This window comes from Gemella sp. (assembly GCF_057272915.1).
Genome location: NZ_DBHIUF010000006.1, coordinates 86363 through 109308 on the forward strand (window position 1 = coordinate 86363; position 22946 = coordinate 109308).

Below are 22946 nucleotides of genomic sequence, written 5' to 3' on the forward strand. Positions count from 1 at the left end.
CTATTTTTCACCTCCTACTTTATCCAAAATCTTGCTATAAAAATCATTTACGTCGTTTATTACATGTTTTTCATTTTTATAAACTTGCATAGAATGTTTATAATCTTCTAAATTATTATAAAATTCATCAATTTGAGAAATAGGAAGTGTTGCGAAGTCCTCTTCTACAACTACTTTTGCAAATCCATTTTTTTCAAAGAATCTAGCATTTTCAATTTGATCTCCTCTGCTTTGATTAGTTCCAAGTGGAACAAGAATCGGAGGTAATTCCAACGCTAAAAACTCATATATTGAATTTGCACCTGCTCTTGAAATAACAAAATCTGTAATTTTTAGTACATCAAACAATTCTTTTGAAAGAAATTCAAATTGTTTATACCCTACTTTATCTATATTATTATTTAATAGTCCTTTTCCAACTAGGTGAACAATTTGATATTTTTCAGTAAGATTATCAATATTATCCCAAATATAATCATTTAAAATTTTTGATCCTAAAGATCCACCCATTACTAATAACACAGGTTTATCTTCATTAAACCCTGTTAATTCATAAGCTTTTTGCCTATCCCCTGTATAAATATCATCTCTTACAATAGCACCAATTAAACTAGCCTTACCTTTCGGTAAAAAACTCTGCGTATCTTCAAAAGTTGTAAAGATATGATTGCAGAACTTAATATTAATTTTATTAGCAAGTCCTGGTGTAAGATCTGATTCATGTAAGACTACTGGAATTCTTAGTAACTTAGCTGCCACACAAACCGGAACACTAACAAATCCACCTTTTGAAAAAACAAAATTTGGTTTCTCTTTTTTTAATATTAATAAAGAATCTACAATTCCTTTCATTACTTTGAATGGATCTATAAAATTTTCCCAAGAAAAATATCTTCTTAATTTACCTGAACTTATTTTGTAATATTTTACTTCTGGAATCTTTCCTATCATCTCATTTTCTATACCGGTTTTGCTCCCAATATAAGAAATCTCATATCCATTTTTCTTGAATTCTGGAATCAAAGCCACATTTACAGATACATGACCTGCCGAACCGCCTCCAGTAAATAGGATTTTTTTCACCTTTATCCTCTCTCTTTCATCTTTTTTTCCAAACGCTCTTCTACATTTTTAGGAACAAACTTAGATAAATCCGCTCCAAAACCTGAAACACCTTTAACAATACTAGAACTAATAAATGAATATTGTTTATTAGCCATCATATAAAATGTCTCAATACCTTCATCCAAAGCTTTGTTCATAAATGTTAATTGCATCTCATATTCAAAGTCAGATACGGCTCTTAGACCTCTAACTATGACACTTGAACCAACCTTCTTTGCATAGTTTACTAATAATCCTGAGAATGCATCCACTCTAACATTTGGAATATCTTTTATTGTTTCTTCAATCATCTCCACTCTTTCATCAAGTGAAAATAAATATTTCTTATCAGGATTTACCAAGATAGCTACTATAATCTCATCAAATAACTCTGAACTTCGTTTTATAATATCTATATGTCCATAAGTAATAGGATCAAAACTACCTGGTACAATCGCTATTTTTCGTTTCATTTTTATTTCTCCATATATTCAAAGATTACTATATCTGTTATTCCATACTGTTTTTCTTTTATAACTTCAAGTTTTACATCAGTAATAGTGATTTCTTCTGTATTGCTCTTTTCACAAATTACTAACGCCTCATCATTACATAGATTATTATCTAAAATACACTGTAATGCTTCATCTATTAAACCTTTATCGTACGGTGGATCTAGAAATATAATATCAAATTTCTCTTCTTTTTTTCCGAAAATTTTCAATGCTCGTTTGAAATCATTTCTATATAAAGAATAATCTGTAGCATCTATTCTACATTTTTCAATATTACTTTTAATGACTTTTATTGCATTATTACTTCCATCTATAAAAGTTGTGTGCTTCGCTCCACGACTTAACGCTTCTATTCCCAAGCCTCCTGTCCCACCAAAAAGGTCTAATACTTTACAATCATAGCAATCTATCATATTGAATAAATTTTCTTTAATTTTATCCGTTGTCGGTCTTGTATTCATTCCTTCAACAGCATTTAATTTTATAGATCTGTATTTTCCTGCTATAACTCTCATGTTTCCTCGCAATAAATATCTAATATACTGTATTTATTAATGATATCTTTAAAATAAGGGAGAATATAGCTTTAGCTTCCCCCTTATTTTAATATTTTTATTTTGTTTGTAAATCTTTATCTAAATGTTCAAAACTTAAATGTAAGTCGGACATTCCTGATAATTCTACTTTTTTTACGAATTTCTTTTTCTTAAGTTCTTCTACTATGCTAGCTAATCTGTTTTCATCAACATATATACAGGCATATCTTCCTCTTTTAGAATAAGAAATAAAGTTCCCATATTTTTCTAATTTATTTAAGTCTTTAAAACTTTTAAAATAGACATATATTCCACGTCTTTCTTTTTCAAATAACTCCATAAATTTCTCCTAGAAATGAGCTGCTGCGTCTACTCGACCTTTCTCATCAATTTTAATTACTTTAACTTTCAGAGTATCTCCAACTTTTACAACATCTTCAACTTTATTTACTCTTTCTTCAGCTAATTTAGAAATGTGAACTAGAGCATCAACTCCTGGGAATAATTCAACGAAAGCACCGAATTTTTCAATACGTTTAACTTCAGCTAGATAGATTTCACCAACTTCTGCTTCACGAGTAATATTTTCGATAATTTCAATTGCTTTATTAATTCCTTCAATTTCAGGTGAAGAAATAAATACATCACCATTTTGTTCGATATCAATTTTAACACCAGTTTTTTCAATGATTTCATTGATAACTTTACCACCTGAACCAATAACATCTTTAATTTTTTCAGGTTTAATTTTAATAATTTTAATTTTCGGTGCAAATGTAGAAACTTCTTGGCGAGGTTCAGCGATAATGCTGTTCATGTGATCTAGAATTTGTAATCTACCTACACGCGCTTGTTCTAGTGATTCTTTTAAGATTTGCTCACTTAAACCATCAATTTTGATGTCCATTTGAAGCGCAGTAATCCCGTCAGCAGTACCAGCTACTTTAAAGTCCATATCTCCAAGGTGGTCTTCCATACCTTGAATATCAGTTAAAATTGTGTAGTGCTCATCTTTCTTAACTAATCCCATTGCAATACCAGCTACCTGAGCTTTAATCGGAACCCCAGCTGCCATAAGAGCCATAGATCCAGAGCAGATTGTAGCTTGAGAACTTGAACCGTTAGATTCTAAGATTTCTGATACGATACGAATCGTATATGGGAAATCTTCTTTAGAAGGGATAACTTGAGCTAATGCACGTTCTCCTAAAGCACCGTGACCAATTTCACGACGTCCTGGAGCACGACTGAATCCTACTTCACCAACTGAGAATGCTGGAAAATTATAGTGTAACATAAATCTCTTATTTTCTTCTTGAGTTAAATCATCAATGATTTGTTCATCTGATAAGTTACCTAATGTTACAACACCTAAAGATTGAGTTTGTCCACGAGTAAATAATGCAGAACCGTGTGTTCTAGGTAATACATCCACTCTAGATGCTAAAGGTCTAATTTCTGTTAATGCACGTCCATCAGGTCTAACTTTATCTTCAGTGATTTCACGACGAACCTCATCTTTTACGATTTTATCTAATGATAATTTTGCTTCTTTAACGATATCTAACTCATCTTCGGCTGTTGCACGTTCTTCGAATACTTCAAGAACTTTTTCTTTAACAGCAGAAATAGCTTCGTCACGTGCTTGTTTATCTTTAATAGCAATTGCTTCTTTCATTTGAGCTAATGCCATTGATAGTACTTCATTGTAAATAGTCTCATCAATAACTTTTAACTCAACAGCCATTTTTTCTTGCCCAATTTCGTTAACGATTTGTTGTTGGAACTCGATTAAACGTTTGATTTCTTCATGCCCAAACATTATAGCATTTAACATAATCTCTTCAGATACTTCTTTAGCTCCTGCTTCAACCATATTAATAGCATCACTTGTTCCAGCTACTTTTAAATCAACTGTAGAACGTTCCATTTGCTCAACCGTTGGATTAATTACATATTCTCCATCTACATATCCAACTGTCACTCCAGCGATAGGTCCTTTAAATGGAATATTTGATACTGATAGTGAAAGTGAACTTCCTAGCATTGCTGCCATTACTGGATCACAATCATACTCTACTGATAATACAGTTGAAATAACTTGTACTTCGTTTCTAAATCCATCTTCAAATAATGGTCTAATCGGTCTATCGATTAAACGTGCAGCAAGAGTCGCTTCTGTTCCTGGACGACCTTCTCTACGTAAAAATCCTCCTGGAATTTTCCCTACTGCATACATTTTTTCTTCATAGTTAACTGTTAATGGGAAGAAATCAACATCTTTTGCTTCTTTTGAAGCAACAGCTGTCGTTAATACAACAGTATCTCCGTATTTTACTACTACTGCTGCGTTAGCTTGGCGAGCCATTTCACCTAGTTCAACTGTTAATGTTTTTCCAGCCCATTGTGTTGTATAAACTTTTTTATCTTGAAACATGTTTATTTCCTTTCAATATTTTCTTAAACTTTATATAAATCGACTACCTTATTATATCACGAATACTAGTATTTACAAAGAAAAAAAACGAAAACATAGTAGAAATAACTTTGATTTCTCTATATTTTCGTTTATTAATTTCTAAACTAATTGTAATTGATATAATTTATATAAAACTAATATTATTAACAACATAATAACAAATAATATAATATATATTTTTTGTTTATTTGACATAATTATAAATTACCTTGTATCTCTTTTTCTAGAATATTTCTAGTGTGTTCGCATACACGCGTAAAATGCTGAATGAGATCCATATACACTACGCCAGCCGGAATCTCACAAATTCCATCTTTCATACGTTGAGTATGATTTTTACGTGCATTTTTTTCAAGTGCATAAATATTTTCGCAGGCTGCTAATGCTGCCCCCGCCAAAGCTATGTTGTTCTCCTCTAACGATTTTATAGTTTTTAAAATTACATCATTACAAAGATCATACATTTCCTGTACTTCTGCTTTTGCCGTATCCGAAAATTTCAATTTTTTTCTAATTTGGTAATCTACTGATAATACTATATCTCTAGCGTGATCCCCAATTCTTTCAACATCACGAGTACCATCTAGTAATGTTGAAGCTATTAACCCTTCTTTAGGACTTAATTTTTCTCTGAATAACAGAGTTAAGTAATCTGTCATTTGTTCATCAAAATTATTTATTGCATCTTCGTAAGTTTCCCCTTTTTCTCGTAATTGTTCATCACGATTCATAAAGTACTCTACAGAGTTTCGTAAACTTTTCTTAGATAAAATTAGCATCTCTACAAATTCTTTTTGAACTTGACCTAGTGCAACTGCAGGTGCACTTGCAATAAGTGATTTATCAAGATATTGTGCACTATATTTAATTTGCTCATCTTCACCTGGAATAATTTTTGTTACAATAACCACTAATAGACTAATAAATGGAAATTGAAGGAATGTATTTAAAATATTAAATGTACCATGTGCTGATGCAATAGTCATTTTCGGTTCTAAACCTAGCGTTGTTTCTAAAAATTGAATGAATGCTCCATAAGGAACTAATGCTATTAAGCAGATTATCGTACCAATAACATTAAATAATACGTGAGAGGCAGCTACACGTTTTGCTGCAATATTACTACCTACCATAGCTAATGCAGCTGTTGTAATCGCTGTTCCGATATTGTCTCCAAATAATACTGGTAATGCCCCTTGTAAACTTAAAGCACCATCTGCATACAAGTTTTGTAAAATAGCTATAGTTGCTGCTGAAGATTGAATAAGTACCGTTAAAAATGTACCTACTCCTACCCCTACTACCGCACTATCATTAATATGCGCTAATACGTTCTGGAACCACGACATATCTCTCATCGGTCCCATAGCTGTAGACATCATTTTTAAAGCGTAGAAAATTCCACCGAAACCAAATATTACACGTCCGATATTATTTACTATTTTAGCACGAGTAAAGAATAAAAACGCTGCTCCTAAGAATATCAAAGGAAGTGCATATTTAGAAATATTAAAACCAATAATGAATGAAGTTAATGTTGTTCCGATATTAGAACCCATAACGATAGCAATTGCTTGTTTCGTTTTTAATAATCCAGCTCCTACTAAACTTATAGTAATTACGATTGTTCCTGTACTTGACTGAATAAGTATCGTAACTATAATTCCGGCTAAGACAGCCATAAGTGGTTTAGATGTATATTTATCTAAAACATATCGCATTTTCTCCCCGGCTATTAATTGAAGTCCGTCTCCCATGTATTTAATACTGAATAGGAATAATCCAAGACCTCCTAAAAAAGAAAATAAAATTTCTTGCCAAAGTGCTGACACTTTTTTGTCCTCCTAGTATATGTTGCGTGTATCATATAACACACAAGTAAATTTTACCATATAAATTTTAAAAGTACAACCAAAATCTGAAACAAGAAATATTAAAATATTATTACAAATATTTACTTTAATTACTTTATACTTTAACTATAAAACACTAATATTTTAACAAAATAAAAAAGGCATCCACATAAAGTAAATACCTCTTTTTATTATGCTTATTAAGCTTGTGGATAAACAGAAACTTTTTTACGGCTACGTCCGTATCTTTCGAAACGTACAACTCCGTCAACTAGTGAGAATAGTGTATCATCTCCACCTTTTCCTACGTTAGTTCCTGGCCAAATTTTTGTTCCACGTTGTCTGTATAAGATAGAACCTGCAGTTACGTACTGACCATCAGCTCTTTTAGCACCTAAACGTTTTGATTCAGAGTCACGTCCGTTTTTAGTAGAACCTACCCCTTTTTTAGATGCGAAGAATTGTAAATTTAATTGTAACATCATGTCTATTTCACCTCTCTTACTTCAATAGTTATATAATCTGAATAATTTTCTTCAATTGTTTTTAATGCAACTAGCATTGCATTTAGTAGAAGTTGCTCTTTATCTGTAGATTTTAACGATCTATATGTTAAATGTCCAGTCACATCTTCGTTAGACGAAATGTCAAACTGTACATCTTCATCTAGTTCATCTACTGCATTTATTAAACCGAATACAACAGCAGAAACACCTGCACAAACTATATCAGAACCATGTTCAGCATAGTCAGCATGTCCATCAACTGTTACTTGTCTAATAACTTCAACTTCTTTTACGATTTCCACCTTAATCATAATTAAGCGTTAATTTTTTCAACTACTAATTTAGTGAAAGGTTGACGATGACCTAATTTACGGTGATTGTTCTTTTTAGGTTTGTATTTAAATACTGTGATTTTTTTACCTTTACCTTGAGCAACTACTTTAGCTGTTACTGTCGCACCAGCTACTAAAGGAGCACCAACTTTTGTAGTTTCTCCACCTACTAATACTACTTCGTCAAAAGTAACTGTAGAATCCACTTCAGCTGCTAACTTCTCAACTAAGATTGTTTGTCCTTCTTCAACACGTAGTTGTTTCCCACCTGTTTTAATTACTGCGTACATATCTGCACCTCCTTAAATATTTTTTACTAAGACTCGCCATATAAGGTGGATTTCTCACTTGTTTACCTTATACGTGCGGTTGTAGTAGCTATTTAGGAGCTACACAACAATACAATTCTAACACATATATACCTTAACGTCAACTATATTGATAACTTTTCTTACTTTTTTTTGAAAAAAATGGGAGTGACTCTAAAATCGCGATGCCATAGAAATGCGATTTTTTAGAGTCACCCCCGCATAGTTTATTAGATATCTAAAGAGCTTTTATAAAGCGAATTTAGATATCAATAAACTACTGCGTCTATGAGTATTCATATAAACTTTTTTAATTGGCGCAAAACCATTTATTCAACTATTTACGTTTTTTCTTGTTGGAAACTAATGTAACTTTTTCTGGATCAAAAGCTTGTTTCTTTTGTTTTTCTGGTTTATATGGTGGGTATAATGCGTGTCCTAGGTATGTTTGGAATATCATGAATAATCCCCCAACGATATAATACACAGCTACCGCTCCAGCTACTATGAATGAAAAAACTGCAATCATTACCGGTGATAGCCATTGCATCATTTGCTGCATTTGTTCTTGACCTGGTTGTGTAGGTTGCGGCATCATTTTCATAGTTAATTTTGTTTGAATAGCATAAACTACAAATGCTATTATTGGTAATATATATGAACGTGTTCCAAGACTAAACACTCCTAGGAACGTTGAATCAACAATCCCTGCTGAATATAATGGATTTGTTAGCGTGTAGAATATCGCCATTAAGAACGGCCAAGGAATAAGAATCGGTAAGCAACCACCTAAACTTATAGGCATTGCACCATATTTTTTCATGATAGCCATCTGTTCTCTTTGTAGTTCCATAAGTTCACTACGTGCTTGCATTTTTTCTTCATTAGAGATTGCTCTTGCTTCTTTTTCTTTCGCAGCTTGTTGTTTTTTCTGTACAACTTCTAATTCTGGACGAGCTAATTCTTGCCCTTTTCTTGCTTTATTTTGTACTTTATAGTTGTGTAGCATCAATGGAAGTACTAATAATCTAATGATTAGTGTTATAATTACAATTGACCAACCCCAACTTCCAGTATATTCATGAATTTTTGCTAAGAATATATCCATCGGTTTTACGAATGTTTCATAAAATGTTCCAGATCTATCGTCTGCTGAACATCCAGATAGTGTAACTACTCCAAGCAAACCTAATAAAATTGCTGATAGTTTTTTCAATTTCATTCTCCTTAAATTTTATTTCTTCTTGTAGTTTTAGTAAGTTCTTACTAACTAATATACCTAGTAAATTATATCAAATATAAAAGAGCTAGTCAAACTATTGTTGACTAACTTTACTAAATTTAATATTTCGAAAATATAATTATAACGTTCAAAATTAATTGACAGTCTAATATATTAGTTATATAATATTAATAAGAAAGGGATGATTATCATTAAAGATATACAATATATAACAGATATCGAGAAACTAAAGGTCATTTCTGATCCTCTAAGAATAAGTATTCTTACAACACTCGGTACAGAAAAGAAAAACTCAAAAGAACTTGCTAAACTATTAAAAATTAATAGAACTAAAATACACTATCATCTTAATATTCTAGAGGAAAATAATTTTATCGAAGTGGTTGATACAGATACAATAAATGGTATAATCCAAAAATATTATTTACCGACTGCACAGGCATTTGTACCTTCACCTAGTATCTTCAACGACTTATTTAACAATACTTCAGTTAATTTTAACATAAATAAAGAAGACATGGAAGATTTCTGGAATGAAGTTAAAAAACTAGAAAAGAAATTCTCCTCAGATAATAAAAATAGTGTTAGTATTAGTATTATTTCAACAGCTCATTAAGAGCTGTAAAATAATATATCAACAGTCAAATATTTTTTATCGTTTAAAAATTTTACAAAAAGGATGTGGACTCTATGTTTAAAAATAAAAACTTTTCAATTTTACTATTCGGTAGATTAATCACTAATTTCGGTGATAGCATATATTCAATAGCTACTCTAACTTTAATTTATACCTTGACTAAATCTACCTTTTATAGTGGTATTACTTTATTTTTAATCTCATTTACCGCTATATTGCAAATATTTATCTCGCCGCTAATCAGTAAATTTAATGTGAAGAGGTTTTTAATTATTTCACAGTTATTTCAAGCTATAATATTACTCGCTATTACTTATCTAATCTACGTAAATAAGCTACAGATTACTATGCTAATAATTTTTATCGTTTGTATTAGTTTTATTAATCAAGTTGTTTACCCTGTTCAACTTGCCTTACTTCCAAAAATAGTTAAACAAGAAGATTTAGTAAAAGCAAATTCATTATTTTCTATAGCTTATCAAGGTAGTGATGCACTCTTTAATTCAATAGGCGGATTTATTATAACAGCTTTTGGGACAATATATGCGTTCATCATAAATAGCATTACATTTTTTATTAATAGCACTATATTCATATTCCTATCAAATGATTTATCTAAAAATACTAATACTGTACAAGAAAATTACTTTACAAAATTAAGTAGCGGTATAAAAATTTGGAATACACCATTATTAAAACCATTATTAATTGGAATTATAATAATTAATTTTTCTACCAGTTCGTTACTAACACTACTTCCTGAGTATTCAGAAACTAGTTATTTTTATGGAATTTTACTTAGTGCATCTGGTCTTGGTATCCTAATAGGAGCCTTTCTTTCTAACAGCCAAATATTAAAAAATATAAGATTGAGCGTTTTATACACTACATTTACACTAGGCATCGGTCTTTCTTGGGGAGCACTTAGCATACTTAACAATAATTCTATTACAAACAAAATTATCAATTTTTCATTATTTCTTTTTGGCTGGATATTGATTGGGATTTTAAACACATATTCTCAAACAATGATTCAATGCATCATAAGTAAAGATAAATTAGATGTCGCTATGTCCACTATGATTGGTTTATCTGTAGCATTTAGCCCGCTAGGAGCTCTATTAGCAGGAGTATTAAGTATAAAATACAGTATTAAAACTATTATAATTATTACTTCTTTATTAATTTTTAGTATTTTTCTATTTTGGTTATTCAATAAAAATATTAGGAATTTACCTAGTTTTTCAAAATTGCTAGAAATAAGAGATTAAAATATCATAATTTCTACTTAGAAATATACTTTACTATTATAAATATAATCTACATGTTAATTTAAAATATTGTTTTATACAAAAAATAGTCAGTAACTTATTAATACAAGTTACTGACTATTTAATTAATTTCTATTTTTTATCTTCTTTTGGTAAGAATGCATTTAATAACACACCACTGATAGCTGCAAGAGCCATTGCTGGAAGTTCGAAGTTAATGCTTTCGAATTTTAGCATTGCTCCACCAACACCTAAAACAATGATTACTGATGAAATTACTAAGTTTCTGTTGATACTTAAGTCTACTTTTTCATCTACTAACATTCTTAGTCCACTTGATGCGATTATACCGAATAGTAAGATAGATACACCACCCATAACTGGTGATGGAATCGTAGAGATTAGAGCTGAGAACTTACCTACAAAACTTAAGATAAGTGCGAATACAGCTGCTCCTCCTAATACGAATACAGAGAAGATACGTGTAATAGCAAGAACCCCAATGTTTTCACCATATGTTGTACTTGGTGGTCCACCTAAAAGTGATGCAAACATCATCGCTGTTCCATCAGCTAAAATCGAACGGTGTAGTCCTGGATCTTTTAAGAAGTTTCTTCCTACCACTTCAGATAATACCATTTGGTGACCGATGTGTTCATTAATAGTTACTATAGCAATAGGTACCATTGCTAATGCTGCAACATTCCACTCTGGTGCATATGTTACAAATGGAATAGTGAACTTCGGTAAGCTAAACCAAGGAGCATCAATAACTGGTTGGAAATCAACTAATCCTGCAATTACAGCAACGATATATCCAAATACAATTCCTAATAGTACTGGAATTTGTTTAGCAAATCCTCTTAAAGCAACACAACAGAAGATTGTTGCTGCTAATGTTATAAGAGCTACTAAGAAGTATTTTAAATCATAAACTTTAGCTCCATCTACTGTTTTGTACATCGCCATACTAATTGCTGTAGGAGCAATTCCAAGTCCAATAACAATGATAATAGGTCCAACTACAACTGGTGGTAAAAGTTTAAGTAACCAATTTACACCGAATTTGTAAATTAACATTGCTACAACCCCATAAACTAAACTGGCTAAAAATGCACCAAGCATTGCTGTTTCAACACTATGAGTAGTTGAAAGCACAATAATCGGATTAATGAAGGCAAATGAAGATCCTAAATACGCAGGAATTTTACCTCTAGTTATTAATAAATACGTAAGTGTTCCAATACCTGATGTCGTTAAAGCAGTACTTGCTGGTAATCCTGTTAAAATCGGTACTAACACCGTCGCTCCAAACATTGCGAATAAGTGTTGTAAGCTTAACGTTACCCATAGAGCTAAGTTAGGCTTTTCATGAACATCTAGAATTGGTTTTACTCTTGTTTTTTCTGCCATTCTTCTTCTCCTTTTTTTATATTCAAACTTTCATAATTATATCACATGAATAGTCAATTTGAAAGTGTTTTTTTCTATTTTTTTAAAAGCTTCACCTGAAATTTTTTAAAATAATTAATAATATTTCATTATAATACAAAAATTCTCTTCTGTTTCCTAAATTACCACAATCTTTCAAATCTAAATTCTAAAATTATATAATGATTATTTCTTCAAAAAATTATAAAACGCAAGATTAAATCTATTAACCTTGCGTTTTATAATTATTTAACCTCTACATCAAGAATTACAACTTCTTCAACTGGTTTATCTTGAGCTCCAGTTTTTACTGCTGCAATTTTTTCAAGAGTTTTCGCACCAGCGATTAAGTGTCCAAAAACTGTATGACGGTGGTCTAAGTGAGGAGTCCCCCCTAGTTTAGCATAACCTTCAACAGCTTCTTGTGGCCAACCACCTTGTTCAAGTGCTTGTAAAGTTCTAGCATCTACGTGAGAATTTTGAACAATAAAGAATTGACTTCCATTTGTGTTTGGTCCAGCATTCGCCATACTTAACGCACCGTAGAAGTGGAAGTAATCCATTGAGAATTCATCTTCGAAACTACGTCCCCAGATTGATTCTCCCCCCATACCTGTACCAGTTGGGTCTCCACCTTGAATCATAAAGTCTTTAATTACACGGTGGAAAATAATACCTTTATAGTATCCATTTTTTGCATGAGTTAAAAAGTTCTCTACTGCTTTTGGAATATCTTTTTCAAATAGTTTGAAAGTCATATCTCCGTGAGTAGTTTTAATTTTTACTCTAACTTGACCTTTTTTTACATTTTTTGTTAATTGAGTTAACATTATATATCTCCTTATTATGATTATGAGCTTACCCAAAAATTCTAAAATTTTATAAAGTTCATACGAAAAAACATAGACGCAGTGGTTTATTGATATCTAAAATCGCTTTATAAAAGCTTTTTAGATATCTAATAAACTGTGCGGGGGGGACTCGACAAAATCTTGTTTCTCCGAAATCACGATTTTTGAGTCACTCCCTATTTATTTTACTATGCGTTTTTCTCGATTAATCTTTCGTTGATTTCTCTTAAGATATTTTCTTTGAATTCAGCAAAGCTTTCTTCTTTTTGATCGTGTGAACCAAATGTTCTAACGTTGACATTTCTGTTTTCTACTTCTTTATCTCCAATTACTAAAGTATATGGAATTTTTTTGCTTGCAGCTTCACGGATTTTATATCCTAGTTTTTCATCTCTATCATCGATAGCTACTTTAACACCAGCTTTTTTAAGTTCTTGCATGATTTCTTTAGAATAATCATAGTGGTAATCATTGTTTACTGGGATAATACGTACTTGGTTTGGTGATAACCATGTTGGTAAATCTCCTTTGTACTCTTCTAATAAGAAGGCAACCATTCTTTCCATTGTTGATACAATACCACGGTGGATAACTACTGGACGGTGAGCTTTTCCATCTTCACCAATATATTCTAATTCGAATCTCTCTGGTAGTAAGAAGTCTAATTGAATTGTAGATAATGTTTCTTGTTTTCCGATTGCTGTTTCTACTTGTACGTCAAGTTTCGGTCCGTAGAATGCTGCTTCTCCTTCAGCTTCAACATAGTCTAATCCTAACTCATCAGCAGTTTCTTTTAACATTTGTTGAGCGTTATTCCACATTGCATCATCATCGAAGTATTTCTCAGTGTTTTCTGGATCTCTGTATGATAGACGGTAACTGAAGTTTTTAATACCTAAGTCTTTATATGCTTCTTCAATAAGTCCTACAGTAAGTTTAAATTCATCTTTAAGCTGATCTGGACGTACGAAAATGTGAGCATCGTTTAGAGTCATACCACGAACACGTTGTAATCCACTTACTGCTCCACTTGCTTCATAACGGTGCATCATTCCAAGCTCTGCGATACGGATTGGAAGTTCACGGTATGAGTGACGTTCATTTTTATAAACCATCATGTGGTGAGGACAGTTCATTGGACGAAGAACCATTGTTTCGTGGTCCATCTCCATTGGTGGGAACATGTCTTCTTGATAGTGCTCCCAGTGCCCACTTGTAATATATAAATCTTTAGATCCCATAATTGGAGTATACACGTGGTCATATCCTAATTCTACTTCTTTATCAACGATATATCTTTCAATAGTACGACGGATTGTAGCTCCATTTGGTAACCACAATGGTAATCCTGCTCCAACTTTTTGACTTGTTGTGAAGATTCCTAATTCTTTACCTAATTTTCTGTGATCACGTTCACGTGCTTCTTGTAGACGTACTAAGTGTTGTTCTAAATGTTCTTTAGTGAAATAAGCTGTTCCGTAGATACGTTGTAACATTTTATTATCACTATTACCTCTCCAATATGCACCAGCTACAGATAATAATTTGAATTCTTTAATTTTTGAAGTTGCACTTACGTGTCCACCACGACAAAGATCAGTGAAATCTCCTTGTGTGTAAACTGTGATAACTTCATCAGCTGGAAGATCGTTAATTAATTCTACTTTATAAGGATCTTCTTTAAAGATTTCTAAAGCTTCTTCTTTACTTACTTCGCGACCTTCAATTGCATGATTTTCGCTAATAATTTTCTTAACTTCTTTTTCGATTGCTTTAAAGTCTTCTTCTGTCACTTTATATTCAGCGTCAAAATCATAGTAGAATCCACCATCGATAGCTGGACCAACACCGAAGTGTACATCTTTACCATATAATCTTCTTAATGCTTGCGCTAATACGTGTGCACAAGTGTGACGTAATACATATAAACTGTCTTTATCTTCATCATCTGCAACGATAAGTTTTAAGTGACCATCTTTTGTTATTGGTTTGTTAACTTCGATATAATCCTCATCTAATTTTGCAGAAATCACTTTTTTCTTAAGACTTACACTAATACTCTCAGCGATTTCTAATGGTGTTTTATTATCATATTCTCTTACATTTCCATCTGGAAAAACTAATTTAGCCATATTAAGGTCTCCTTCTTTTTTATATACTTAGTCTAACTTACTCAAAAATTAAAAAATCCCTTCTCTAGCCGAAACTAAAGAAGGGACGAATCTTTTCGTGGTACCACCCAAATTCGAAGTAAATTTACTTCCTCTTTTGTGAATAAAGCTCACTAACTATGTTAATACTATTAGCTAGGTAGTAATATATACTGCTTATAGGTATTTTCAGCACCATACCCTCTCTTAAATAAGTTAAATATATATCGTGTCCTAAGTATATATTGATTTATTTCATTAATGTAATTCTAGCACAAAGATAGATGAATTTCAAGGGGAAACTCATCTATCTTTTACATTTTATTTATTTTTTCTCCAGTAGCTTCTAATACCACTAAAAGTGAAAATTAGTATTAACACCATAAAAATATAATTTTTAATACTAAAATATTTCGCAGCTTCTGTTTTTACTATTTCTAGCTTTTTATCTATGTTATTAGATTTTTTAACCTCTAGATTACTTTTCTCGAATGAAGTTATATCACCGTCACTGATTTTAGTATCTTTCAAAGCGATATAATATAGATACTTAGCATCCTTTAATGCTGAAATATCGGTTACCGAAGTATTAGATATATCTATGCTAGAAATATTCGGCACATCTTTTAATGCATCTATATTTTTTAAACCTAGATTATCATTTAACATTAATCGATATAGATATTTTTTATCTTTTAACGCATCTATATTCTCGATATTGTTTTTATATAATAGTAATTCCTCCAAGCTAACCAAATCTCTTAACGCTGAAATATCACTTATACTATTCCTATCCAAATAAAGTACTCTAAGAGATTTCAACTCAGCTAGAGGAGTTAAATCTTTAATAACATTTTCTTCAGCAACTAAACTCTCAAGTTTCCCTGCATTTTTTAAAAATGATATATTATCTAAACCTATACCTGAAATATTTAGACTTCTTAGATTTTCTAGTTTTAAATTATTCGGAATATAATCTTTTAAAACACTGTTCATCGAAATATCTAATGATTCTACTTTTAAGTCATTCAGAAAATCTAAATTATTCATTAGGTTTTTTCTAAGAACTAGTTGTCTTAACTTTGTTAATTTTGCTAAGCTCTTTGGATCTTTTATTTTATTATTAGTAAGATTCAAATCTTCCAACTCTACTAACTTTTCTAATGGTGTAATATCCTCAATAAAGTTATTAGATAAGTTTAAATTTCTTAGATTAACAGCATGCTCTAACCCTTTTAGAGAAAAAATGTTTTTCCAAGGTAATGACAGACTTGTAAATTGCTCCATCATACCTACAGTTATTTCCTCACCTTTAAAGTCTTTATTAATATGAAACTTATAGTATTCTATTAAGGCGGCTTTAAGATTAAGATCATCGAAATCTATTTTTTCACTATTTTCAATTTCTGCAAATTTCTTTTCTCCAAAGGGTACATAAACATCGTTAGCTTTTATCGCTGGAGCAGATACTGTTAATCCTAATAACATTATGATAAAAGCTTTATATATTACCTTTTTCATTTTTTTCCTCTTTATTTTTTCTATATTCAGTTATTCTATTTCTTACAATTATTAATCCATATGCAGCAAGTGGAATTAAAAATATAAAGTACGGAAATACATATCTACTTTTTGCTTCCCATATCATATGGAATAACGTTCCACCAATAAAGGCTACAGGAATTATCATTAATATTTCTTTTTTCTTCTTATAAACATTTACTGCAAATACTACAGAAAATACATAAACAAATACTTGAAATACCTTCATAATAAAAGTAAGTACGTAATGAGTTCCATCAAAGTAAATTTGTTTTATAAAAAAGTCCTTTACTTTTTCTAACTTAGTTTCATTATCAAAATTCCTTTGAGGTGCAGTTACCAATAAACTCTGGAAAGTTGGTTCTATAAACTGATTTTCATACTTTCTTTGATAAAAATCTACAGCGTATCTAGGATTTTTCTTAAATACATCTAATCTTTGCTTTATAGAATCTTTTGAAATCTCAGTTATACGCTTCGCATCATAGTCTTCTTCTGGCATAATATCATAGTTAAATCTATTCCACCAACCAGCTTCACGATCACCTTCTTGCATTCCCATCGCTATCCATGTGATTTTCGGAACACCATCAGCTATTGATTTTTGGCTTTTCACTTCATAATAGTTGTAGATTAAACTCTTAGAGGCACTCATTAAAAACAGACAGCTGACCATAAACACAATGGCTTTTTTATCCCTTACTCTAATAAGAGAAATAACTGCCGCCGAGAATATAGCTAACATATGTATTAAGTTATTACCTATAAATAGTATAGCAACATTAATACTTATAGCACTTATTACCAACATGTACCACTGCTTATATTTAGTATACTTTATAAAATAATAATAAGCCAGTAGTGTTAAAAACATACCCGGTAACAATCCGTAAACAAATGCAACATAAAATATTAACGGAAAACATAGACCACTAAGAATTACAACTAGATAATTCGTATCCTCATCAGCAAACATTATATTAGCTATTTTATATAACATAAAGATAATAAAACTTATTGAAAAACTTTGCATTATATATAGAATAAATGTTGCTCTACCAAATAATGATAGTATTATCTGAAAAAGAAATACTGTTGTAATTTGATGTGAATATATGTATAAATAGTTATTTCCTTTATCAAGACCACTGTAGTTTTCTCTTATGAAATTATTAGCTTGATCTATTACGTTAAATGGATCAAACTGAACATAGTCTCTTCTTAATATTGCAAACAAGATACTAATAATAAAGGCATAGATCATAACTATCAATACTAATCTTTGGACACTTATTATTTTTTTCAAATATCTTGCTAATATTAAGATAACTATACTAAATATTATAAGGAACATAATATTTAGTATAGCACTGACATTTTCATAATATAAAGTTTCTTGATAATCTTTCGGAAATATCGCTGTTTTTGTTAATACTAATAAAGAGTTTATCCCCATAAGCACCATGAAAATTACAGCTATAACTTTTACTAAAAAGTTAGAAAATTTATTTAATATTTCCTTGTTCATTGTCAATTATTCCTCTTCATTTTTCTCTTCGTTTAAGAATTTTTCAACAATAAATCTTGGGCGTCCTTTTGTTTCTAAGTAGATTTTACCTACGTATTCACCCACAATACCTAATGAAATCATAATCATTCCACCGATAAACCACATTGATATCATTAAACTTGACCATCCTGGTCTTGCAAAACCTGCAAAATAACTATACAATGTGTAGAAAAATACTATCGCAGCAATAAATATCATTAATGCTCCACCTATAGTAATAAATCTAATTAACTTTACAGATAAAGAAGTAATTCCTTCAAAAGCAAATGCCAACATCTTAGACAGTGGATACTTACTTTCTCCAGCGAATCTTTCTGCACGTTCATATGTAACGATGTCACTTGGATATCCAATCATAGGAACAATACCACGTAAGAATAAGTTTACTTCTTTGAATTGAGCTAATCCTTCCAACGCACGTTTACTCATTAAACGATAGTCAGCATGGTTAAACACTGTATTTGCTCCTAGTTTTTCCATCACTTTGTAAAAACCTTCAGCCGTAAAACGTTTAAAGAATGTATCCGTAGTTCTTGCAGAACGAACACCATAAACTACATCAGCACCAGCTAGATACTTCTTCATCATTTCATCCATAGCGTTAATATCATCTTGTAAATCAGCATCCATTGAGATACTTACATCACAGTGATCTTTAACAGTCATAAGTCCTGCTAAAAGTGCATTTTGGTGTCCTCTATTTCTACTTAAGTTAATACCACTGAATAATGGATTTTTTTCATGAAGTTCTTCTATCATTTCCCATGTTCTATCTTTTGAACCATCGTTCACTAAGACAACACGACTATCTTTTGAAATTAAATCTTCTTCTATCATAGAATTCATTTTAACTTCTAATCTTTTTGCAGTTTCGTTTAATACCTCTTCTTCATTGTAACAAGGTATAACTACATATAACTTTTTCATTACAAATCTCCTATTTTATTTTTTACTTATAGCTTTATTAAGTCTATTCAACAAAGCTTTATTCTCTTTCGTTTCTTCGATTGGTAGTATAAAAATCTCCTCTACCTTTTCTTCATCAAACTCCCTTAGAATATTATATAAATTTTTATTAGATTGTTCAACACTTTTCTCATTATCTGCTAAATATTTTATAGAAACATTTAAATCATTAACTCTAGATTCCATTTCTTTGTATGTAATAAAACCTGTTTTTTGATTTTTATCTTTTAAAATATTTATTAAATTTTCAAACGAATCATTAAACAATACTAATTCCGCTTCAGGAGAATAATGTCTATATTTCATTCCCGGCGATATAGGTGCGGCATTCTGTGTAAGTACTTCTTCATTATACTTCACACTAGCTTCTCCTAATACAGACTCAATGTCTTCTTTAGTAATATCCCCAGGGCGCGCAATAACAAGTGGATATCTTGTACAATCAATAACCGTACTTTCTAAGCCGATATCCGATTGTTCATCTTCGATTATTACATCTATTTTCCCATTCAAATCATGATACACATGTTCAAATTTTGTCGGAGATGGCTTTCCACTTGTATTAGCACTTGGTGCTGCTAATAGAACTTTAGTTTCTTTTAATAATTCTCGAGCAGTAACATTAGACGGCATTCTGACAGCTAACGTATTTAAGCCCGCAGTAACCTTTTTAGAAATACCGTTATTTTCTTTAACATTTAAAATTAAAGTCATAGGACCTGGCCAGAACTTATCTATCAGTTTCTTAACATTTTCATCACTATAATCAACGATATTATCTAGCTGACTCATTTCATAAAAATGAACAATTAATGGATTATCACTCGGACGACCTTTTGCCTCATATATCTTACTCACCGCTTCATCATCCATAGCGTTAGCACTTAAGCCATAAACAGTTTCTGTTGGAATAGCTACAAGCTTTCCTTTTTTGTAATACTCAGTTAACTTACTGTATATTTCTTCTTTACTTTTACTTTTCGAAATATTAATTATTTCAGTTTCCATCCTATCTCCTTTCTAAAATTTCATACTACACTAACATTATAAATATTGTAATAACTATTATTAATATATAACTTAAATAATCTAGTTTATTATATTTTAGTACTTTATACTTACTTCTTACACCGGTAGTAGAATAGCCTCTTACTTCCATTGCAGTAGCAAGCTCATCAGCCCTTTTCAAAGTAGCTATAAATAATGGTATCAGTATAGGAATAAACTTCCTTATTTTCTGTGCTAGGCTTCCTTCATTAAAATCTGAACCACGTGAAACCTGTGCATTTATTATTCTATTAGTTTCTTCTAATATAGTCGGAATAAATCTAAGCGATATAGATAATACTAACGCAAAAGTCGAGATTGGCATCCCTACCTTCTGTAGAAACCCAAGACTCTTTTCTATAGCGCTTGTTATTTCTGTTGGTGAGGTAGTAGCCATAAAGACAACCATTATCGCAACAACTAAAATAAACCTGACTGTAATCAATGCAATTCCTAAAAGTGCACTGCTATAAATCTTCCAACCTAATACTTCATACAACACGGTACCTTTTTTATTAAAAACAAGGTGAATCAATGAAGTAAATAAAATTAGTATACTAATAGCTTTTACGCTATTAATTAAAAATGCCGGACTCGTTTTAGATAGTATAACTATCGCCACCAACATTAAAAATAAGATAAAAAATTCTAACACATTATATGCAATAAAGACATCTACTAAGTACCAAATTACAAAAAATATTTTAACTCGCGGATCAAGATTATGAATAATAGTATTTAATGGAATATACTTGCTTATTAACGAATTATTCATTTCTACTACTTCCTATCTTATTTTTTAAAGCATTAATTAATTCTTCATATTTCCTAGGAAATACATCCAATACTATATTATTTGCTTCTAATTTTTTGTAAAACTTCAATACTTCTGGTAATTCTAATGAATTCTCCTTGAGTACTTGTTCATTCAAGAAAAGGTCTTCTACCTTACCTTCAAAACTAATTTCTCCATTTTTCAAGACGAAAACTTTATCCGCATATTCTAATACATAATCCATATTGTGAGTTACAAGTACTATCGTCATATCAAAATCTTCTTTAAGTCTTTTCACCATAGCCATGATTTCCTCACGACTCTGATAATCTAGAGCTACTGTAGGTTCATCTAATATTAGTACTTTAGGTTCTAAGGCAAGTACACCACATAAGGCAACTTTTCTCATCTCTCCTCCTGACAATTCAAAAGGAGATTTATCTAAGTAACTTTCATCAAGTCCTACTAATTTTATTAATTCTTTTGCTTTTAAGATAGCTTTCTCTTCTGCGACTCCATAATTTAAGGGCGCAAAGATAATATCTTTTAGAACGCTTGTTTCAAATAACTGCTGTTCAGAAAACTGGAATAATACCGCAACATCTTGTCTTAATATTTTCAGTTTTTTAGCTAATTCTCTTCTTTCTTTTTTACTCTGTGGATTAGTAATCAATATATTATCTACTGCTACTTCTCCTTTTGTGGGTAATAATAAGCCATTAATATGCTCTATAAGGGTAGACTTTCCGCTACCTGTCTTACCTACTATTACCGTATAACTTCCTTCATCTATCTTCAAGTTTATATCTTTTAAGACTTCTCTGGCATATGGGGTCTTATAATTATAAGTATAGCTTATGTTTTTTAAACTAATTTGCATATTTTTCTTACTACACTCCCCTCGTCTTCTTCTATTTCAAATATTTCTTGATTCAGGTAATTGTTTAAATCTTTTTTTATTCTTTCTACAAAAGGAACCTCTAAGCTATATTTTTCTAAAATTTCAGTATCAGCATATAACGTTGTATAATTCCCTTGATAGACTATTTCTCCGCTTTCCAATATGACAATATCATCTGAATAAACACTCTCTTCTGCATCGTGAGTGATAGAGATTATAGTTATTCCTTTTTCTTTATTTATTTTTTTTATATACTCTAAAATAGACTTTTTAGCTTTAGGATCAAGCATACTCGTAGCCTCATCCAATATTAAAATCTCAGGATCTAAAGCTAGCGAAGATGCTATTGCCACCCTTTGTTTTTGCCCACCTGATAATGATGAGGGCTCATATTTTCTATAGTCCGTCATATCAACAATTTCTAATACTCTACCTATTATCTCATCCATCTTTTCTTGAGGAACATTTCTATTCTCAAGTCCAAATGCTATATCTTCTTCTACAGTAGATCCTACGAATTGATTATCAGGATTTTGAAAAACAATAGCTATTTTATCTTTTATATCATCATAAAGTTCTTTATTGTATTCTTTATTATTAAAAGTTACTTTCCCAGAAGTTGCTAAATTCTGCCCATAAATCAACTTCATAAGCGTTGACTTCCCGCTTCCGTTTTTTCCTAAAACACTAAGCCAGCGCCCTTCTTTTATTTCTAAATTTATATTTGATAATGCAGTCTTTTTAGAACTAGAATATTGAAAAAAAACATCTTCAAATTTTATCATTTTATTACCTAATTTTCTACAGAATATCTTTTTATTATAACAAATATCCCGATTTTTCTCAAACCAAATACGGATAGCTATTAAATATATTTCTAGAGTTGTCAAACATTTGTGACACGAACCTATAATAAATGACATTCTGAT

General features: G+C 30.9%; 22 protein-coding genes and 1 other annotated feature. Of the genes, 2 read left to right on the plus strand and 20 right to left on the minus strand.

All coding sequences use genetic code 11. The annotated features are described in order from the left end of the window. The 10 genes from ACO6OL_RS04005 to ACO6OL_RS04050 form a co-directional block, all read right to left on the minus strand. Positions 1-1083, minus strand: coding sequence for an undecaprenyldiphospho-muramoylpentapeptide beta-N-acetylglucosaminyltransferase (locus ACO6OL_RS04005; RefSeq protein WP_485502217.1), 1083 nt, complete (start codon positions 1081-1083; stop codon positions 1-3). Between the two features lie 2 nt (positions 1084-1085). Beyond that, positions 1086-1577: a pantetheine-phosphate adenylyltransferase gene (coaD, locus tag ACO6OL_RS04010; RefSeq protein WP_274459379.1), complete on the minus strand. Its 492-nt coding sequence runs from the start codon at positions 1575-1577 to the stop codon at positions 1086-1088. A 2-nt stretch (positions 1578-1579) separates the two neighbouring features. Further along, positions 1580-2134, minus strand: a complete 555-nt coding sequence (rsmD, locus tag ACO6OL_RS04015; protein WP_485502218.1) for a 16S rRNA (guanine(966)-N(2))-methyltransferase RsmD — start codon at positions 2132-2134, stop codon at positions 1580-1582. Between the two features lie 97 nt (positions 2135-2231). After that, positions 2232-2495 (minus strand): DUF2129 domain-containing protein, encoded by a 264-nt coding sequence (locus tag ACO6OL_RS04020; RefSeq protein ID WP_314160268.1) that lies wholly within the window; start codon positions 2493-2495, stop codon positions 2232-2234. 9 nt (positions 2496-2504) lie between these two features. Next, positions 2505-4592: a polyribonucleotide nucleotidyltransferase gene (gene pnp, locus ACO6OL_RS04025; RefSeq protein WP_060914082.1), complete on the minus strand. Its 2088-nt coding sequence runs from the start codon at positions 4590-4592 to the stop codon at positions 2505-2507. A gap of 239 nt (positions 4593-4831) precedes the next feature. After that, positions 4832-6466 (minus strand): Na/Pi cotransporter family protein, encoded by a 1635-nt coding sequence (locus ACO6OL_RS04030; RefSeq protein WP_485502219.1) that lies wholly within the window; start codon positions 6464-6466, stop codon positions 4832-4834. A gap of 221 nt (positions 6467-6687) precedes the next feature. Further along, a complete protein-coding gene (gene rpmA, locus ACO6OL_RS04035; protein ID WP_003145565.1) occupies positions 6688-6969 on the minus strand; it encodes a 50S ribosomal protein L27 in 282 nt (93 codons plus the stop codon). A gap of 5 nt (positions 6970-6974) precedes the next feature. Next, entirely contained in the window at positions 6975-7304 is a 330-nt protein-coding gene (locus ACO6OL_RS04040) for a ribosomal-processing cysteine protease Prp (protein ID WP_314160904.1), read from the minus strand. 2 nt (positions 7305-7306) lie between these two features. Then, positions 7307-7615 carry a 50S ribosomal protein L21 gene (gene rplU, locus ACO6OL_RS04045; RefSeq protein WP_003144981.1) on the minus strand — a complete coding sequence of 103 codons (309 nt, stop codon included), beginning with the start codon at positions 7613-7615 and terminating at the stop codon, positions 7307-7309. Positions 7616-7634: 19 nt separating this feature from the next. Continuing rightward, positions 7635-7706, minus strand: a sequence feature (ribosomal protein L21 leader region). A gap of 264 nt (positions 7707-7970) precedes the next feature. Beyond that, positions 7971-8855, minus strand: a complete 885-nt coding sequence (locus tag ACO6OL_RS04050; RefSeq protein WP_485491669.1) for a YidC/Oxa1 family membrane protein insertase — start codon at positions 8853-8855, stop codon at positions 7971-7973. Positions 8856-9057: 202 nt separating this feature from the next. Here ACO6OL_RS04050 and ACO6OL_RS04055 point away from each other — a divergent pair, with 202 nt between their 5' ends. Together ACO6OL_RS04055 and ACO6OL_RS04060 are read left to right on the plus strand one after the other, a co-directional pair. Then, a complete protein-coding gene (locus ACO6OL_RS04055; RefSeq protein ID WP_448905498.1) occupies positions 9058-9492 on the plus strand; it encodes an ArsR/SmtB family transcription factor in 435 nt (144 codons plus the stop codon). 74 nt (positions 9493-9566) lie between these two features. Continuing rightward, the gene (locus ACO6OL_RS04060) at positions 9567-10784 is read left to right on the plus strand and encodes an MFS transporter (RefSeq protein WP_485502220.1); all 1218 of its coding nucleotides are present in this window, start codon (positions 9567-9569) and stop codon (positions 10782-10784) included. Between the two features lie 132 nt (positions 10785-10916). Here the strand turns inward: ACO6OL_RS04060 and ACO6OL_RS04065 are convergent, their stop codons facing one another. The 10 genes from ACO6OL_RS04065 to ACO6OL_RS04110 form a co-directional block, all read right to left on the minus strand. Further along, positions 10917-12197: a solute carrier family 23 protein gene (locus tag ACO6OL_RS04065; protein ID WP_060914076.1), complete on the minus strand. Its 1281-nt coding sequence runs from the start codon at positions 12195-12197 to the stop codon at positions 10917-10919. A 263-nt stretch (positions 12198-12460) separates the two neighbouring features. Beyond that, complete coding sequence (locus tag ACO6OL_RS04070; RefSeq protein WP_314161151.1) at positions 12461-13045, minus strand: peptidylprolyl isomerase; 585 nt, start codon at positions 13043-13045, stop codon at positions 12461-12463. A gap of 209 nt (positions 13046-13254) precedes the next feature. After that, positions 13255-15198 carry a threonine--tRNA ligase gene (gene thrS, locus ACO6OL_RS04075; RefSeq protein WP_314161150.1) on the minus strand — a complete coding sequence of 648 codons (1944 nt, stop codon included), beginning with the start codon at positions 15196-15198 and terminating at the stop codon, positions 13255-13257. Positions 15199-15537: 339 nt separating this feature from the next. Then, positions 15538-16737 carry a leucine-rich repeat domain-containing protein gene (locus ACO6OL_RS04080; protein WP_485502221.1) on the minus strand — a complete coding sequence of 400 codons (1200 nt, stop codon included), beginning with the start codon at positions 16735-16737 and terminating at the stop codon, positions 15538-15540. After that, positions 16718-18286, minus strand: a complete 1569-nt coding sequence (locus tag ACO6OL_RS04085; RefSeq protein WP_485502226.1) for a hypothetical protein — start codon at positions 18284-18286, stop codon at positions 16718-16720. The genes ACO6OL_RS04080 and ACO6OL_RS04085 overlap by 20 nt, the downstream gene beginning before the upstream one ends. 6 nt (positions 18287-18292) lie before the next feature. After that, on the minus strand, positions 18293-19255 hold the full coding sequence (locus ACO6OL_RS04090; protein ID WP_448905292.1) for a glycosyltransferase family 2 protein: 963 nt from the start codon (positions 19253-19255) through the stop codon (positions 18293-18295). Positions 19256-19270: 15 nt separating this feature from the next. Then, positions 19271-20302 (minus strand): L-threonylcarbamoyladenylate synthase, encoded by a 1032-nt coding sequence (locus tag ACO6OL_RS04095; RefSeq protein ID WP_485502222.1) that lies wholly within the window; start codon positions 20300-20302, stop codon positions 19271-19273. Between the two features lie 25 nt (positions 20303-20327). Next, complete coding sequence (locus tag ACO6OL_RS04100) at positions 20328-21116, minus strand: energy-coupling factor transporter transmembrane component T family protein (protein WP_485502223.1); 789 nt, start codon at positions 21114-21116, stop codon at positions 20328-20330. After that, positions 21109-21996, minus strand: a complete 888-nt coding sequence (locus ACO6OL_RS04105) for an energy-coupling factor transporter ATPase (protein ID WP_485502224.1) — start codon at positions 21994-21996, stop codon at positions 21109-21111. Before ACO6OL_RS04105 ends, ACO6OL_RS04100 begins: the two co-directional genes overlap by 8 nt. Next, the coding region (locus ACO6OL_RS04110; RefSeq protein WP_485502225.1) for an energy-coupling factor transporter ATPase at positions 21981-22946 on the minus strand (966 nt) is incomplete at its 5' end. The genes ACO6OL_RS04110 and ACO6OL_RS04105, both read right to left, overlap by 16 nt.